16 protein-coding genes are annotated in these 15949 nt (G+C 67.0%); 8 read left to right on the plus strand and 8 right to left on the minus strand.

The window, feature by feature from the left end:
• Positions 1-191: 191 nt before the first annotated feature.
• Complete coding sequence (locus RSA25_RS14325) at positions 192-1142, plus strand: cation diffusion facilitator family transporter (RefSeq protein ID WP_332809526.1); 951 nt, start codon at positions 192-194, stop codon at positions 1140-1142.
• Between the two features lie 33 nt (positions 1143-1175).
• Here RSA25_RS14325 and RSA25_RS14330 read toward each other — a convergent pair whose 3' ends face one another.
• The 6 genes from RSA25_RS14330 to RSA25_RS14355 are packed head-to-tail and all read right to left on the minus strand — an operon-like array spanning position 1176 to position 6586.
• Positions 1176-3110: a response regulator gene (locus RSA25_RS14330; RefSeq protein WP_332809527.1), complete on the minus strand. Its 1935-nt coding sequence runs from the start codon at positions 3108-3110 to the stop codon at positions 1176-1178.
• Entirely contained in the window at positions 3097-3957 is an 861-nt protein-coding gene (locus RSA25_RS14335) for a HAMP domain-containing sensor histidine kinase (protein ID WP_332809528.1), read from the minus strand. The genes RSA25_RS14330 and RSA25_RS14335 overlap by 14 nt, the downstream gene beginning before the upstream one ends.
• Positions 3954-4970: an ATP-binding protein gene (locus RSA25_RS14340; protein WP_332809529.1), complete on the minus strand. Its 1017-nt coding sequence runs from the start codon at positions 4968-4970 to the stop codon at positions 3954-3956. Before RSA25_RS14340 ends, RSA25_RS14335 begins: the two co-directional genes overlap by 4 nt.
• Positions 4961-5362 carry an anti-sigma regulatory factor gene (locus RSA25_RS14345; RefSeq protein ID WP_332809530.1) on the minus strand — a complete coding sequence of 134 codons (402 nt, stop codon included), beginning with the start codon at positions 5360-5362 and terminating at the stop codon, positions 4961-4963. Before RSA25_RS14345 ends, RSA25_RS14340 begins: the two co-directional genes overlap by 10 nt.
• On the minus strand, positions 5359-5724 hold the full coding sequence (locus RSA25_RS14350) for an STAS domain-containing protein (RefSeq protein ID WP_332809531.1): 366 nt from the start codon (positions 5722-5724) through the stop codon (positions 5359-5361). The genes RSA25_RS14345 and RSA25_RS14350 overlap by 4 nt, the downstream gene beginning before the upstream one ends.
• A gap of 1 nt (position 5725) precedes the next feature.
• Positions 5726-6586, minus strand: coding sequence for an STAS domain-containing protein (locus RSA25_RS14355; protein WP_332809532.1), 861 nt, complete (start codon positions 6584-6586; stop codon positions 5726-5728).
• A 327-nt stretch (positions 6587-6913) separates the two neighbouring features.
• On the opposite strand from RSA25_RS14355, the gene RSA25_RS14360 reads away from it, so the two are divergent.
• The 4 genes from RSA25_RS14360 (at position 6914) to RSA25_RS14375 (ending at position 12288) form a co-directional block, all read left to right on the plus strand.
• Entirely contained in the window at positions 6914-10843 is a 3930-nt protein-coding gene (locus RSA25_RS14360) for a hypothetical protein (RefSeq protein ID WP_332809533.1), read from the plus strand.
• Between the two features lie 128 nt (positions 10844-10971).
• The gene (locus RSA25_RS14365) at positions 10972-11328 is read left to right on the plus strand and encodes a glyoxalase superfamily protein (RefSeq protein WP_332809534.1); all 357 of its coding nucleotides are present in this window, start codon (positions 10972-10974) and stop codon (positions 11326-11328) included.
• Positions 11329-11435: 107 nt separating this feature from the next.
• Positions 11436-11660: a hypothetical protein gene (locus RSA25_RS14370; protein WP_332809535.1), complete on the plus strand. Its 225-nt coding sequence runs from the start codon at positions 11436-11438 to the stop codon at positions 11658-11660.
• 151 nt (positions 11661-11811) lie between these two features.
• Complete coding sequence (locus tag RSA25_RS14375; protein ID WP_332809536.1) at positions 11812-12288, plus strand: hypothetical protein; 477 nt, start codon at positions 11812-11814, stop codon at positions 12286-12288.
• A 906-nt stretch (positions 12289-13194) separates the two neighbouring features.
• Here RSA25_RS14375 and RSA25_RS14380 read toward each other — a convergent pair.
• On the minus strand, positions 13195-13902 hold the full coding sequence (locus tag RSA25_RS14380; RefSeq protein ID WP_332809537.1) for a hypothetical protein: 708 nt from the start codon (positions 13900-13902) through the stop codon (positions 13195-13197).
• Between the two features lie 255 nt (positions 13903-14157).
• On the opposite strand from RSA25_RS14380, the gene RSA25_RS14385 reads away from it, so the two are divergent.
• Positions 14158-14520, plus strand: a complete 363-nt coding sequence (locus RSA25_RS14385) for a hypothetical protein (RefSeq protein ID WP_332809538.1) — start codon at positions 14158-14160, stop codon at positions 14518-14520.
• 55 nt (positions 14521-14575) lie between these two features.
• Here RSA25_RS14385 and RSA25_RS14390 read toward each other — a convergent pair whose 3' ends face one another.
• Positions 14576-14866 (minus strand): hypothetical protein, encoded by a 291-nt coding sequence (locus RSA25_RS14390; RefSeq protein ID WP_332809539.1) that lies wholly within the window; start codon positions 14864-14866, stop codon positions 14576-14578.
• A gap of 232 nt (positions 14867-15098) precedes the next feature.
• Between RSA25_RS14390 and RSA25_RS14395 the strand changes: the two genes are divergently transcribed.
• Both RSA25_RS14395 and RSA25_RS14400 read left to right on the plus strand, forming a co-directional pair.
• Positions 15099-15269 carry a CsbD family protein gene (locus tag RSA25_RS14395; protein ID WP_332809540.1) on the plus strand — a complete coding sequence of 57 codons (171 nt, stop codon included), beginning with the start codon at positions 15099-15101 and terminating at the stop codon, positions 15267-15269.
• A 196-nt stretch (positions 15270-15465) separates the two neighbouring features.
• Positions 15466-15949: hypothetical protein (locus tag RSA25_RS14400; RefSeq protein ID WP_332809541.1), on the plus strand; the 484-nt coding region annotated here is incomplete at its 3' end.

Consider the following 15949-nt stretch of genomic DNA (forward strand, 5'->3'; position numbering starts at 1 on the left):
CGGGGCACGCGTTTGGGGGCAAAGCGTTAAAAATTGGTTCGGGGGGGGGGGCGGGGGCCCGGGCGGTGGCCCGGGGGGCCACCCGCGACGCCGGTCCAGCGCGCGGCAGAGTGACGGAAGCCGGCGTGCACATCGGCGGCACGGGCGGGTGCGCATGATGGGCCACCCCACCCCATCCCCCTGACCCTGCCATGGCCACGCCCACCGGCTCCCGACTCGTCATCTACGCCGCGCTGGCCGGCAACCTGTGCATCGCCATCGCCAAGTTCATCGCCGCCGGGTTGTCCGGCAGCTCGGCGATGCTCAGCGAAGGCGTGCATTCGCTGGTGGATACCATCAACGAACTGCTGTTGCTGTATGGGTTGCGGCGTGCCGAGAAGAAACCGGACACCGTGCATCCGTTCGGCTATGGGCGCGAACTGTATTTCTGGAGCTTCATCGTGGCCCTGCTGGTGTTTGCCGCCGGCGCCGGGGTATCGGCCTACGAAGGCATCCAGCATATCCGCCATCCCGAACCGGCCAGCAACCACCTGATCAGCTACACGGTGCTGGGCGTGTCCATCGCCTTCGAAGGCGCCTCGTGGTGGATCGCGCTGCGCGAATTCCGCGCCACCAAGGGCACGCAGGGCTATTTCGAGGCGTTCCGCCGCAGCAAGGACCCCACCACCTTCACGGTATTGCTGGAAGACAGTGCCGCGCTGCTGGGCCTGGGCTTTGCGCTGGTCGGGCTGCTGGCCGCGCAGCTGCTGGACATGCCCGTCCTGGATGGGGTGGCCTCGCTGTGCATCGCCGCCGTGCTGGCGGTGACCGCGTTCCTGCTGGCCCGCGAGACCAAGGGGCTGCTGGTGGGCGAGCCGGCGCACCCGCGCGTGGCCGAGCGCATCCTGGCGGTGGCCAACACCGATCCGGACCTGCGCAACGCCAACGGCGTCACCACCATGCAGATGGGGCCGGAGCAGGTGGTGGCCATGCTCAGCGCCGAGTTCGAGGACGACCGCACCACGCCGCAGATCGAGGCGTGCATCACCCGCATCGAGAAGGCGGTGAAGGCCGAATACCCCGAACTGGTGGCGTTGTTCATCAAGCCGCAGACGCCGGAAGTGTTCCAGGCGCGGCGCGCGCAGCTGGGCCAGGTGCAGTGACGGCGGCCGGCGTGCGCGCGGCCGCCGGCCCGGTCAGAACATCTGGCGCACGCTGCGCAGCAGTTCGTTCACGCTGAAGGGCTTAGGCAGCAGTGACATGCCCGGCCCGAGGAACTCGTGGCGCACCACCGCGCTTTCGGTATAGCCGGTGACGAACAGCACCGGCAGGTGCGGGCGCAGCGCACGGGCCGCATCGGCCAGCTCCCGGCCGTTCATGCCCGGCAACCCGACATCGGACAGCAGCAGGTCCACCTCACGCGTGGAGTGCAGCTCCAGCAATGCCTCCTGCGCGTTGATTGCCTCCACCACCTGATAACCGGACTCCACCAGCATCTCGCGCACCATCATGCGCACCGAGTCGGTATCGTCCACCAGCAGGATGCGCTCGGCACTGCCACGCGGCACCTGGCCGGTCGGCGCGGCCTGTTCGTCGCTCACCAGTTCGCCTTCGGGCAGCAGCAGCTGGATCTCGGTGCCTTCACCGGCTTCGCTGGCAATGCGCACCGTGCCACCGGACTGGCGGGCGAACCCGTAGGTCATCGACAGCCCCAGGCCGGTGCCCTCGCCCTGCGGCTTGGTGGTGAAGAACGGCTCGAACACCTTGGTCAGCAGCTCCAACGGGATGCCGCGCCCGTTGTCGAGCACGCTCACGCTGATGTAGTAGCCGGGCGCCAGTTCGTGGTCGCGCTCGATGTGGGTGCGGTTGGCGCGGATCCGGATCAGCCCCTGGCCATCCAGCGCGTCGCGTGCATTGATGACCAGGTTGAGGATGACGTTCTCGAACTGGTTGGGATCGGCCACGGCCACCATCGGCTGCGGGCCAAGCTCCAGCTCCAGCTCGATGTTCTCGCCGATCGAGCGCAGCAGCATGTCCTCCAGCGAGCGGATCCGCGTGACCACGTCGAAGGTCTGCGGGTCCAGCGGCTGCTTGCGGGCAAAGGCGAGCATGCGCTGGGTCAGCGCCGCGGCGCGGTGGGCCGAGCCGGTGGCGATCTCGACATAGCGCGAGGCCTTGTCCCACTTGCCGCTGGCGGCGGCGATCTCGATCATGTCCAGGCCGGAGATGATCGTGGTCAGCAGGTTGTTGAAGTCATGGGCGATGCCGCCGGTGAGCTGGCCAAGCGCGTCCATCTTCTGGGCCTGCAGCAGCTCGATCTCGGTGCGCTGCCGCTCGGCGATCTGGAAGGCCAGTTCGGTGGTCGCACTCGCCAGTTCCTGGCGCTGCTCCGACTCGCGTGCATGGTGCTCGGTGATGTCCTCGATCAGCACCACGCCCTGCCCGGAGGCGCGGTACGGCGTGACCCGCCACTCGGTGATGCGCGTCGCCGCGCCCGCACGCAGCGCGAACGTGCCCTGCCAGCGCTCGCCTTCCGCCAGGGCGACCTTCAGCGCACTCACCGGCGCAGCCTGGTCGGCCAGCAGGGCGTCCAGCGCACCGGGCTGGCGCGCGTCGATGCCGAGCAGGCGCACGAACGCCGCGTTTGCATCGTGCGATTGCAGGCCGGCATCCAGGACGGCGATCGGCGCATTGATCTGGCGGAATATCTCGCCGAAGCGTGCCTCGGCCTCGCGCAGCGCTTCTTCCGAGCGACGGGCACGCAGCAGGCTGCGCACGGTGGCCAGCAGCACATCCGGGTCCACCGGATGGATGAGGTAGGCATCGGCACCGGCGTTCAGGCCGGTGATCAGGTCGCCCGTGGCGATCGAGGCCGCCGAGACATGCACGACCGGCAGCAGCCGCAACCGCGCATCGGCGCGCAGCTGGCGCACCACGTCGAAGCCGCTCATGTCCGGCAGGTTCACATCCAGCACCAGCGCGCCGAAATCCTGTTCGGCCAGGCGCAGCAGCCCCTCGCCACCGGTCCCGGCCTCTTCCACGTGGAATCCATGGTGTTCCAGCACGCGGCGCACGGCATAGCGCGTGGCCACGTTGTCATCCACCACCAGGATGCGGTCAGGAATCGACATGCGAGGCCTCCGAGGCCAGCTTGAGCGGCAACACCACGTAGAACACCGACCCCTCGCCCACCACGCTGTCCACGCCCACGTGCCCGCCAAGCAGTTCGGCAAACCGCTTGCACAGCGACAGGCCCAGGCCGGTGCCACGCAGGCGCTTCTGCAGCGGCGTATCGACCTGCACGAAATCCTCGAACAATTTGGACTGCAGCTCGGCCGGGATGCCGATACCGGTATCACGCACGCTGAAGCGCACCGACAGTTCGCCCTCCAGGCAGGCCGAGACCACCACCTGCCCGTTCGGGGTGAACTTCAATGCGTTGGAAATGAAATTACGCAGGATCTGCGCCAGCTTCTTGTCATCGGTGTAGAGCATCGGCAACGCCGGCGGATCCTCGAACAGCAGGTCCACCTGGTTGCCCTCGGTCAACGGGCGGAACATGCCACGCAGCGCCGAGAACAGGTCCATGAGGTCGAACCAGGCCGGCGAAATGGTGATGCGCCCGGCCTCGATCTTGGCCAGGTCCAGCAGGTCATCCACCATCTCGCGCAGCTCGCTGGTGGAGTTGCTGATGAAACGCACCTGGCGCCGCTGCTCATCGGTGAGCGGGCCGTCCAGGCCATCTTCAAGCAACCGCGTCATGCTCAGGATCGAGCCGAGCGGCGTGCGGAATTCGTGGCTCATGTAGGACAGGAACCGGCTCTTGAGCTCGGAGACCTCGCGCAGCTGTTCGGCCTGCTGGTCCAGCTCGGCGTACAGGGCCAGCACGCCCTGGTTGGTTTCCTCCAGCTCGGCACGCAGCGCGTCCGCTTCCTGGCGGAGCCGCTGCACTTCAAGCGGGTCGGGGGCGGTGCTCAATGCAGGTCTCCAAGGCGCAGGGCCACAATGCCGACGTCATCGCGGCCACGGTCGAAATCGCGCTGCAGTACCGCCACGATCACGCTCGGGTGCCGGTGGAACAGGCCGGGGTAGTCGCGCAGGCTCCAACGGGCCTGCAATCCATCGCTGTGCATGACCAGCAGCGTGCCTGCGGGCGCGTGAAATTGGAATGGTTGTGCCTTGCGGTACTGCACGCCGACGATGCCCGGATGGGACGCCATGCCGCGCGAACTGGTCGGCTCGGACAGCGAGGCGGCGATGTTGCCGACCCCGGCGAACTGGATGCTGCCGGCCTGCATGTCCAGGCAGGCCACGGCCACCGCCCCGCCGCGGGTGCCGGACATGCCGGCATGCAGCGCGCCGATCAGGGCCGGCGCGTCGCTACCCGTTGCCTGGCTGGCCGCGGCCGTGCCTGCCTGCGCCGCATCGGCGGCAGGCAGCCCGTGGCCGAGGCCATCGATCAGCGCAAGCGCCACCGTCGCGCCCTGCACGCGCAGGTGCCAGGCATCGCCGCAGGCCACCTCATGCCGCATCGGCAGGCGCAAGGCGCCGTAAGGCAGGTCGTCCGCGCCGCCGGGGCGCGCCGGATACACGCGCGCCATCACCACCGCGCCCTTGGCATCGGACCAGGTATCGAACACGGCCGCCTGGCGGCGGATCGCACCCAGGCCATTGCCCTGGGTGCCGCCGGTGGAATAGCCATCGGGCAGGCACTGGGCCAGCGAGAAGCCCGGGCCGTCATCGAGCGTGCACAGTTCCACGCCCTGGCCGGAACGACCGGCGACAACGGACAGGTACATGCGCCCGCCGCGCGCGTGCTTGATCAGGTTGGTCGCCAGCTCGGTGGCCACCAGTGCCACGCGCGCGGCGTCGGTCTCATCGAAGCCCAGTTGCCCGGCAAGCGCCAGCGCGTCGCGCCGGGCCTGCCCCACCTGGGAGCTCTCTTCGATCACCACGACCCGCGTCAGCTGCCCGGTAAAGTTCAGGTCCATTTGGTGATCGTGATGCGCGTGCCTGCGCCGGGTGCGCTTTCCAGCTCGAATTCGTCCACCAGCCGGCGCGAACCGGACAGCCCCAGCCCCATGCCCGAGCCCGAGGACCAGCCGTCGGTGAGCGCCTGGGCCACGTCAGGGATGCCGGGGCCCTGGTCGGCGAAGACCAGGCGCACGCCCTTGCGCAGGCCGCTTTCAAGGATTTCCCAGTCCATCGTGCCGCCGCCGCCGTAGATCACCGCGTTGCGTGCCAGCTCACTGGCCGCGGTGACCAGCTTGGTCTGGTCGATCAAGCGCAGCTTGCAGGCCACGGCTACCTGGCGCGCGGCCTGGCGCGCCAGCACCACGTCCTGCTCGACCCGGATCGGCAGCGTGCCACTGGGCGCGGTCATGGCGCGAGGTCGTCGGCGTGCTGCAACAGTTTCATGCCGCGCTCCACATTGAGCGCGGTGCGCACGCCGCTCAGGGTGAGGCCCAGTTCCACCAGCGTGATCGCCACGGCCGGCTGCATGCCCACCACCACGGTGGTGGCATCCATGATCCGCGCGATGGAGGAAATGGTGGAAATCATGCGCCCGATGAAGGAGTCCACGATGTCCAGCGCCGAGATGTCGATCAGCACGCCACGGGCGGAAGTGCGCCGGATCTTCTCGCTGAGGTCGTCCTGCAGGGTCAGCGCGAGCTGGTCATGCATGTCCACCTGGATGGTCACCAGCAGCAGATCGCCCATCTGCAGGATCGGGATACGTTCCATCTCAGCGCTCTGCCCGGACCACCGTCTGCCCGGTGCGCTTGAGCGCCAGGGCGAGCGCATCGGCCAGGTTGGCCTTGGTCACGATGCCCTGCAGGTCCAGCCCGAGGTGCACGATGGTCTGGGCGATCTGCGGGCGCACCCCGCTGATGATCGCATCGGCGCCCATCAGGCGGATCGCGGTGACGGTCTTGAGCAGGTGCTGGGCCACCAGGGTGTCCACGGTCGGCACGCCGGTGATGTCGATGATGGCGATTTCCGAGCCGGTATCGACGATCCGCTGCAGCAGCGACTCCATCACCACCTGGGTGCGCTGCGAATCGAGCGTGCCGATCATCGGCAGCGCCAGCACGCCCTCCCACAGCTTCACCACGGGGGTGGACAGTTCCAGCATTTCTTCCTGCTGGCGCTGGATCACGTCCTCGCGGGTCTTCTGGAAGGCCTGGACGCTATGCAGGCCGAGCAGGTCGATGAGTTCGGAGATCGCCCACAACTGGTCGGCCAGCTGCGCCGCGTCGTCGGCGTAGGCCTGCTGGAACAACTCGAACAGGGGGCGCTTGAGCGAGAACAGGAAGCTGGCGGTCTCGGCCGAGTTGAACCCCTTCAGCACGCGGTCGCGCGACAGGGTTTCCAGGAAACGGCGGATCTCCTGCCACTCCGGGCCGGATACGTTGCCGGTGTTGCCGGTGGACAGGCCACCCAACAGCAGCCGCCACATGTCGCGCGCCTGGTTGTCCAGTTCCCGCGCCGACAGCCGCGCGTCGTGGGCCTGGCTGCCTCCCGTCAGGTTCTGCAGCCACTGCGACACCAGTGAGTCACTCTGGCTGCGGATGAGGTCGATCGAGCGCTGCTGCAATGCCGCCATGGCGTGTTCCTGGATATGAGGGTGGGAGACGATGCCTCCCTCCATGCATATGAATAGGGGGCTGGACGCGAGCTTAAATCAATTCAGGTAGCTGAGGGGATACGTTGCAATGCCACATGTGAAGATCGCATGCACGTGCCTGACTTGTTCAGGTCGAGCGCGCGTGGGGACTTGGCAACGGTACCCCGGGCCTGCATCTGCCCCTGGCCCTCGGATTGGCCAGCACGCCCCTCCTCCCCCTAGAATGCGGGCGCGGCGTGGGGAAGACGGCCGCCATCACCCTGCACCGGCCGCCCCACGCGGGTTACCTAATCACACGGATGTCCCATGGATTTCAACGCCTCCCTGTCGCGTTTCTACGCGCTGCCTGTCACCACCGCCCTGGCCGACGCCATCGATACCGATTTCGCCCAGGCCCACCTGGACGACCTGGTGCATGCGCACCTGTCCGGCAACCCGCTGTATTTCGGCGGCATCGACAAGACCCTGTCCGGCTTCGTGGTGCTTGATGACATCGGCGACAACTACACGCTGCTGGACCTGCGCGGCGATGGCACGGTGTGGTGGCAGGATCACGAAACCCGCCAGGTGGAGCCGCGCTTTGCCAACCTGGACGACTACCTGGCCTTCCGTGCCCGCCTCGCTGAAGACGAGGACGAGGCCGCGCTGCTGGCCGAATATGCCTGCCGGCAGCCGATCAAGCCCGGCAGCACCGCCGCGCTGCTGGCGCGCTACCAGTGGCTGATGCATGCGCTGGCCCTGCCCACCCGCGATCGCGAAGGCCATGCGCTGCACAGCGGCGAGGAACTGGCGGTGGATGCCTACGGCCGCCTCATCGGGTTGTTCCCGCAGGACGGCGATGACCAGCGCTGCTTCAGGAAGGAGCTGCCGCAGCTGGCCGCTGACCCGCACCTGGCCCTCTACTGGCTGCTGCACGCGAGCCTGCTGGGCCAGGACAAGCGCCTGGCCAGCGTGCTGGCCGCCATCGACGGCACCACCGTGCCGCTGCTGCAGGCTTTTGTGGCGGTGTTCGGCGCCATGGCCGACGATGCCGATATCGCCGTGGTGCCCGAGTTCCGCCATCGCCGCGCGCGGCTGATGATGATGGCCCAGTACGACACCGGCGCGCCGCTGCGCGAGCGCCTGCGCATGCTGGCGGTATCGCCGCACACCGTGGGCATGCCCCTGGTGGACGAGCTCACCCTTGCGCTGGAGCAGGATCCGGACGCCCTCGATGCGGTGGCCGCGCTGCAGGCGGTGGACGCCATCCAGGACGCCACCGCGCCGTCGGTCTGGGCGCTGCGCGCCTACCTGCAGCACCACCTCGGCCAGCCAGCCGGCGATGCCGCCGACCAGGCCACCCGCCTGCTGGCCAGCGGCGCCCATCCGCCACTGGGCGTGGTGCAGCTCCTCTATCCCATCGCGCAGCAGATCCACGATGGCACCGCCCTGCTGGCGGTGGTGACGCCGCTGCTGGCCTGGGATGACCTGATGACGCGCGTGCTGGACCTGGTCGAGCGCGCGCAGCAGTTGACGCACATCGAGCTGCTCAGCGTCGAGGCCCTGGCCGAGCGCCGGCATCTGGCGGAGGACCTGCTCACCATCTGGGACGCGCCCGGTTTTGCCGCGGGTGTGGCCGCCGCCGCACCGGCCACGCGCGAGGCCATGGCCATCCGCCTGGCGCGCCGCCCGATCCTGGCCGACACCGACGAGGATCGCGAGTGGGCGATCGGCTTCCTGGCGGCGGGCACGCTGCCCAACCGCGGGGCGCTGCTGCAACGCGCTCTGCCCCAGCTTTCCGCGCAGATGCAACGGCACCTGCTGCCGGCCATCTGCGCCAGCGTCACCGATCCCGGCGATGGCCTGGTGCCCATGCTGCTGGCCCTGCTGGGCGAGCAACCACCGGCCGGCGACATCTCCGCCGAGATGGACGCCGACGCCCGCGCCGATGCCATCCTCAAGGGGCTGGCGGCGCATTGGGGCGATCCGCGCCTGTTTGAACCGCTGATGACCATGCTCACCGATGCACCGATCAACAGCGTGCTGGTGGACCGCCTCGGCCCGTTGACCGACACCCTGCAGGCCGTCCTGGACACCTCGCAGCGCCAGCGCCTGTTCCACTGGGCCGTCGCCCGCGTGGCCGCGCGCGAGGACGACTACTGGTCGCCGCGCGTGCTGGAGAGATTGAACAGCGTCGACCTGGTGCCCAGCTTGTGCACCACGCTGGAAGCACGCTCCCAGGCGCTGGCGACGCTGCGCCCGGCCGACGACAAGCTGCTGTCCAGCCTGTATGACAGCCTCGGCGACATCGCCAAGCACGACCCGCCCACCGCCGCCTACCTGGTGGACCGTTTGTGGAAGGAGCAGGCCTACCCCCGCGGCCTGTACTGGGCGCTGTACATGTGCCGTTCGCCGGAACTGCACACGCGGGTGATGGCGCAGTTGCAGCAGCGCCCCTCGGTGGCCGCCGCCGCCGTTTACTGCGTCAGCATCCATAGCTGGGACAAGTACCCCGACCGCGCCCTGGACGTGGCCGACCAGGTGCTCGCCTGGCCGATGCCGCAGCAGGCCGAGGCACGCGCCTGGTACAAATATCTCATGCTGCTGGGCACCGCCGCGGCCCTGCCCCGCCAGGAGCCGGAGCGGGTGCGCGCCTTCCACCAGCGCGCCAGCGAGATCGAGGAAGTCGCGCGCGAGCCCGGCGCACGCAGCGAGCAGGAATTCGATCCCTTCCGCGATGAAGTGCAGCGCGAGGCACTGCAGGATGTGCTGGATGGCAAGGCCGAGAAGGCCTTGGCCACCCTGCAGGCGCGGCTGCTCAAGGCCCGCCGGGACGGCGTGCCCGATACCCGCGTCTCGCTGCAGGGGCTGGGCCAGCTGGCTGGCGGCACGGCCGCGTTCGCCTGGTATCGCGACCCGACCAGCGGTGCCACCCTGTTCCAGGATGTGCTGGGCAACACGCATTATTTCGACGGCTACGCCATTACCGCGCCACCTTTCCAGACCCAGGGCTACACCTTGAGCGACCCGGGCCCCGCCTTCTTCCATGACGCCACCGAGGTCTCGGGCCGCTGGATGTGCTGGAAGGGTGAGACCTTCTTCGACTGGACCCGCCTCGGCGCGGCCATCAACGTGATCCATGGCCAGAGCAACGCGTGGGGCCAGATCCACCTCGCCCTGCGCTGCGCCAGCGAGGAAGAGGCCGCCCGCCTGTTTGCCCTCATCCAGACCACCCCGGCCAAGGGCTTCGTTGCGTGCGACCCGTGGTATCGCGACGGCTACGGCGAGGTGTCGCGCTCGCTCAGCAACCCGCGCAAGCCCGGCGGCACCCGGCTGCGGCTGCGCAACGGTGTCTGGACCGATGACCAGCACAAGAAGTGGCATGGCGACGACGCGCTGGCCGCGGTGAACGCGCTGGAAGTGGACGCCCGCCGTGCCGGGGGCTTCACCTACACCATCGAGTACCAGGACGAATGCAAGCGGCCGCAGGATCTGTCGCTGCTGGACTGGTTCAGCGAGCTGGGCCGCATCAATGGCGAGGGCATCCTCGACACGCTGGCGCAGACGGTGGATGTGATCTGCGACTACCTGGCCGCGCACGCCCTGCACCCGGGCGGCACCCGCATCAGCATGCGGCGCGATGGCCCCGCCCCGGCCGCCGACCTCCAGGCCGTGGCCGCCGCCTGCACCCATCCCCTGCCCGAGGCCCTGTTGGCCTGCTGGCAGCAGCACGCGTCGATCGGCTGGCACTTCCCCGGCCATGGCCGCCGCCTGCTCTCGCCGGCCGAGGTACTGGCCAGCCCGCTGATCGACGGACACCGGCCGCTGGTGGTCGATGACCACGGCGCGCCGCAGTGGCTGCTCGTGGACCACGCCGACGCCTACCGCCAGATCCTGCCGCTGGACCCGTCCATCGACAAACGCTACTCGTTCAGTGTCGAGGGCGGCGTGCGCAACGGCTTGCTGGAGCGGCTGCTGGATGCACTGGAGCGCGACCTGGCCGACATCGCCCTGCTCTGGCATGGCCAGCGCGGCGACGCGGACATCCAGCGGGTGCAACTGGGCAACGAGCGCGAGACCACTACCCTGCGCCTGGACCTGGATGCCGGCTTGCTGGCCATCCACAAGGCCAAGCGCGGCCAGCGCGGCAAGGTGCGTTTCCACCACCTGGCTACCCCGGCCAAGGCGGCCGCCGCCTTCGACAAGGCACGCAAGGCGGCCGAAGCGGCGGGCCAGCAGGCGCAGGCCAGCGCCTGAGAACGCGGGGCCGGCGCGCGCCGCCGGCCCTGGCCCCATCGCGGCCATGCGCTGGCTGCGGGCCAAGGCGTGGGCGGCCTGACTTGCTCGGCGGTTACCATCGGCAGGGATCGCCACCGGAGACCGCCATGCCCCAGACCGTCATTCCCCAGCTGCGCATGACCGATGCCACGGTAAGCGTGCCGTTCTATCAGCGCATGGGCTTTGCCATCGACTGGGAGCACCGCTTTGAGCCGGGCATGCCGCTGTTCGTCCAGCTCAGCCGCGAGGGACAGGTGCTGTTCCTGAGCGAACACGCCGGCGACTGCGAGCCCGGCGGCGCGGTGTACTTCCACGTGCCGGACGTGGATGCCGTGCATGCCGCCTTCGTGGCGGCCGGAGCGGCGGTGTTCCGCGCGCCGGCGGAAGTGCCGTGGGGCGGGCGCGAGATGATGGTGGTGGACCCGGACCATAACCGGCTGCGGTTTGCTACGCAGGGGGAGTGAGGGAAAAGATGTTCACGTCATCACCTGGCGCAACGGGCATGTAAATTTCCATCTCGACCCCGATACCGTATTTATCAGCGTCTACCTGTGACGTTCTGGAGTACGCGATGAAATTCTTCTTGCCTGGCGACAAGAAGAGCGCCCTTTGCCACAGGGATGGTCGTGTGATGACGACCTTCATGTACAAGGACGTTCCCTTTCGCGATGGCCATGGTGTGGCGCGGAACGTGTTGGTTGGGGCTTGCGACATCTGCGGCGATGCCGTTCTCATCCCCGCGCAGTCAACACCTGCCATTGCAATGACACCGTCGAGAGCCGCATCCAGAAACTGAGGAACGACACTCAGCTGTCCGAGACGGATCTGTTCAAATCGCACGACAATCATGAACGCGTCAGCGGCCGCCATCCTGAAATGCTTGAATCTCCCGCGCGGGCCCGCATTGCTAGGGTGCGCCCGCGGTTGGGCGCTCTCAGGAGAAATGCATGCCGCACCATGAACACATCGCCCTTGACGGGGTGATCGCGCACGTCTTCGCGCATCGCTTCACCCTGGTCAGCAAGGACCAGACCTTCCTCGCCGATGTGGGCCCCAAGGGAGCACAGGCGTTCGCACTGTCGCCAGGACTGGCCATCCGATTGGAGGGCGAGCAACGCCCGTCGGAGATCAAGGTGGCGCGCATCGCCAGAAAGGGCGGCGCCTTTGTCGAGCTGGAGCACAAAAAGCCGCACCACGGCCCCAAGCACCACCATCCCGATGCGCCGGCGGATCCGCGGATTGTGCTGGCAGCAGTGAAGAAGGCCGGCTGGACCGTCTCGGGAGAACCCGAACGCCGGCCGAAGCACTTCGAAGTGGTGGCCCGCCAGGGCGCAGCGGCATGGACCGAGCTCCACGTGGATTTTCTCGGCACCGTGTACAAGGAAAAGCCGGCAGACCCGGACAAGTGGGACCTGCCCGCCTGAGCCATTCTGCTTCACGCATACCAGGCGCCCCGGATCTTCCGGGGCGTTCTTTTTGTCAGGCCGGCTGCGCGTTCCACTGACGCAGCGCCGCGCCCCTCAGGGACTGTTGGCCGCAGCCGGTGGGACAGCGAAGCACCCGAGCCACCGACGTACTGACCAGGCCCTGCCCTTCCTGCGCCTTGAAGACAAGCTCACACGTCAGGCAACGCGCCACCATCGAATACAGGTGCCCAACACTCGCACCTCAAGCGAAACCAGCTTGGCAGCGCGTCAGGGCGATGCTGGGCCGAGCCTACTGACGCAACTGGATTTCCCGGTGCTGACCGTAGGCTGTGTCGACAAATCCGAAGGCCCTGCCCGGCCCTCCGAAATTCAGTCCAGCGCCTTCAAGACCCGCCTTGTCTGCTCCCAACTCCGCCAAGTCGTATCCCAAGCGTGGCGAGGCGTGGCTGGAGCCGGCACCGCGCTCACGCAACAAGGCCGCCCCCAACACTCACGGTATACGCTCCAAAATAGCCGTTGTAGCTTGAATCACCCTGGACCCCCAAGCTCCTGTCACTTTTATCGAAATGACAAGCGGCGACAGCTTCAACCGCTGGACTTCCGATGCTTCTCCCAAGGCGCTGCACACCCCATTCATTCAATTGGATTCCAGGTTCAAGCCTTCTGCTTCCCACACAAGCCGTCGTTGGCTCTAGACGGCTCAACAACTGGGACTGGCCAAGTTTTCCGTCAGTAGCCATCACTCGGCTGGCCATCGGCCAAAGCTCCCGTGTCGATCGCCCTGGTCATCACCGAGGTCAGACAGGGCATGTGTCGATTGCCTCCCGAATGTCCCGGACTGCTCCCGGAGCGATGCCCTGCTGCCGCTTGAGGCCTTTCAGCAAACGCTCGATGTCGCTGCGGTCAGCCATCCAGGGGCTCCATTTCCAGTCTAACGCGCGAAACGCAGAGCGGATCTCGGTGACCTTCCGTATCCAGGATGACATGAAGAGCCAGGCCATTGGCAGCTGCGCGCGCAAAATAGACCATCGGTTTGAAACCAACAGCATTTCTGGAAACGCTGAATCCAGTTTCGACCAGAGGGTCATGCAACGATTTGAAGGAAATTACGCAGGACTCCGAGGGACGAACTGTCAACTCAATGCTGTGGCCGGGATTGCGCTCGGAGCGCTTCCACGCGGCAAGCTCGTAGTGCGCGGCACCGATAGAGCCCTGAACACCCGTTCGCTGATGTCGGCCGTCGGGCATCATCCCAAGCGCCATGGCCGGCGCCACGTGAGCGGGAACCATGTCTTCCCGGGATTCAAGCGTGTCTGCCAACCGGACAACAGCTTTGACAAGGACGTCGGCTGTTACTTCGGGGCCCTGTGGCAACGGAGAGTATCCATCGCGGATCAAAGCGCCAGATGTCGCCTGAGCGCTGGCCTCATCGACAGCCGCGTCCGCCATTGCTGCCGCACGATCCTGCTGAACGCGCAATACCTTATCGCTGGCAGTCTGATCTTCCATTTCTGCCCCCTTGGGCAGCTGATTACCCGCAGGAACTTGGCCGCATGCCTGCGTCGTCAGCAATATAGTCAGGAGCGCCGCGTTGCGTATCATGAAAATCAAGTTAGGCCTCCCAGTGATCCGAGCATCTACATTCTTAACCGACACGCGCCCGCTTCCGCAACACGAAGGATGGACCTGGCGTCAGCCACAATCCAGCAACGTCATACCAGCATAATCCGTACGCCATGGATCGGCCCCTGCGACGCCTCCCCAGGCCGAGGAAGTTGTCCATGCAACTCCGGCCCCGCCCAATGCAGCAACAAGGAATGGTCAGCCTTTGCGCAGCGACCAACAGTTGTAAAGCGCAGTGCGTGCGTGGCCTTGCGAACCGATCTGGCTGCTGCAAGACGTCTGATGGAGGGAGAGCAACGCCCGTCGGAGATCAAGGTGGCGCGCATCGCCAGAAAGGGCGGCGCCTTTGTCGAGCTGGAGCACAAAAAGCCGCACCACGGCCCCAAGCACCACCATCCCGATGCGCCGGCGGATCCGCGGATTGTGCTGGCAGCAGTGAAGAAGGCCGGCTGGACCGTCTCGGGAGAACCCGAACGCCGGCCGAAGCACTTCGAAGTGGTGGCCCGCCAGGGCGCAGCGGCATGGACCGAGCTCCACGTGGATTTTCTCGGCACCGTGTACAAGGAAAAGCCGGCAGACCCGGACAAGTGGGACCTGCCCGCCTGAGCCATTCTGCTTCACGGATAACAAGCGCCCTGGATATTCCGGGGCGTTATTTTTATCAGGCCGGCTGCGCGTTCCACTGACGCAGCGCCGCGCCCCTGAGGGACTGCTGACCGCAGCCGGTTGGGCAGCGCAAAACCCGCGCCACCGACGTGCTGACCAGGCCCTGCCCTTCCTGCGCCTTGAAGACGAGCTCACACGTCAGGCAACGCGCCACCATCGAATACAGGTGCACGATCCGCCCGCTGCAGGGGTCCTGCAGGGCACTGACATCCAGCAGATCGAAATGGCAGCTATCGGGCAGTGGTCGCCGGGGCAACGGATGGGAGATGGAGGTCTGCAGGTTCACGCGGGCGCGCCGTCAGTGGGATGGAAGGCACTGTAGGCGGCGCTGTGTGCAGCGCGAGTGCACAGGGGATGCCGGCAGCGTTACGGCGCTCGTGACGACGGTGCGAGCATCTGCCAAGACTGAACCGTTTGGAATCGAAGTCGTCGCCCGTGCCGTTAATTCACCTCGGCACTACGTGCTTACCCAGCAGCATGGTGACGCCCACCCCGGGCGACACAGCGAGGCGTTGAACATGGACAAGAACCGCACTGAAGGCGTGAAGAACCAGGTCAAGGGCACCGTGAAGGAAGTCGCGGGCAAGGTGACCGGCGACAAGGGCCAGGAGCTGGAAGGCAAGGTCCAGAAGAATGTTGGCAAGGTACAGAGTGAAGTGGGCAAGGCGAAAGACGACGCCCGCCACTGACGTGGGCGCGCTGCTCCTGAGCTGCGGCGAGGGAGCAGTGGGCGTGGTCGCGGGGGGTGGCTGACGGGCGTTCCTTTCAGCGGGTGGGAGCCGCTTCATCTTGTTCGCCGATGGCCAGAGCTAAACCGGGCCTTCACAGCGTCCACTGCGCCTGCAATGCAACCATGCAGGACGTTGTCTCCCCCTTCGGTATCCCATGCCACACCTTCGTCGTCTGTTCGGCCGTTGGCTGCGTCTGCGTCGTCTCCTCCGTTGGCGCTGGCGCGAGCGCCAAGCGTCGGCCCCGGCCATCGAGGCCGCCGAAGGGCCGCTGCGTTCCGCGCTGTACAGCGTTGAGCAGATGGAGGTGTATGGCCGCGCACTTGCGCGCCAGCATCGGGTACGGACGCGACCGGGCACCGAACGCCTGCTCGAACGCCTGCAGGCCAACCAACGGGTGCTGGAGGACGCCAATACGCTGCTCGGCAGCGTGGTGCGCGAACAGCTGCCGGTGACCCCGGCCGGTGAATGGCTGCTCGACAACTACTACCTCATCGAAGAACAGATCCAGACCGCGCGGCGCCACCTTCCTCGCGGCTACAGCCGGCAATTGCCGTCGCTTGCCGCCGGTCCGTCGGCAGGGTTGCCACGCGTCTACGAATTGTCGATGCAGGCCATCGCGCACGGCGATGGCCGCATCA

This window comes from Stenotrophomonas sp., from assembly GCF_036662295.1.
Taxonomy (GTDB): Bacteria; Pseudomonadota; Gammaproteobacteria; order Xanthomonadales; family Xanthomonadaceae; genus Stenotrophomonas.

Coding starts and splice junctions, on each gene's coding strand:
- RSA25_RS14325 (WP_332809526.1), top strand. CDS start 192: ATGGCCACGCCCACCGGCTCCCGACTCGTCATCTACGCCGCGCTGGCC.
- RSA25_RS14330 (WP_332809527.1), bottom strand. CDS start 3,110: ATGTCGATTCCTGACCGCATCCTGGTGGTGGATGACAACGTGGCCACG.
- RSA25_RS14340 (WP_332809529.1), bottom strand. CDS start 4,970: ATGGACCTGAACTTTACCGGGCAGCTGACGCGGGTCGTGGTGATCGAA.
- RSA25_RS14345 (WP_332809530.1), bottom strand. CDS start 5,362: ATGACCGCGCCCAGTGGCACGCTGCCGATCCGGGTCGAGCAGGACGTG.
- RSA25_RS14350 (WP_332809531.1), bottom strand. CDS start 5,724: ATGGAACGTATCCCGATCCTGCAGATGGGCGATCTGCTGCTGGTGACC.
- RSA25_RS14355 (WP_332809532.1), bottom strand. CDS start 6,586: ATGGCGGCATTGCAGCAGCGCTCGATCGACCTCATCCGCAGCCAGAGT.
- RSA25_RS14360 (WP_332809533.1), top strand. CDS start 6,914: ATGGATTTCAACGCCTCCCTGTCGCGTTTCTACGCGCTGCCTGTCACC.
- RSA25_RS14365 (WP_332809534.1), top strand. CDS start 10,972: ATGCCCCAGACCGTCATTCCCCAGCTGCGCATGACCGATGCCACGGTA.
- RSA25_RS14370 (WP_332809535.1), top strand. CDS start 11,436: ATGAAATTCTTCTTGCCTGGCGACAAGAAGAGCGCCCTTTGCCACAGG.
- RSA25_RS14375 (WP_332809536.1), top strand. CDS start 11,812: ATGCCGCACCATGAACACATCGCCCTTGACGGGGTGATCGCGCACGTC.
- RSA25_RS14395 (WP_332809540.1), top strand. CDS start 15,099: ATGGACAAGAACCGCACTGAAGGCGTGAAGAACCAGGTCAAGGGCACC.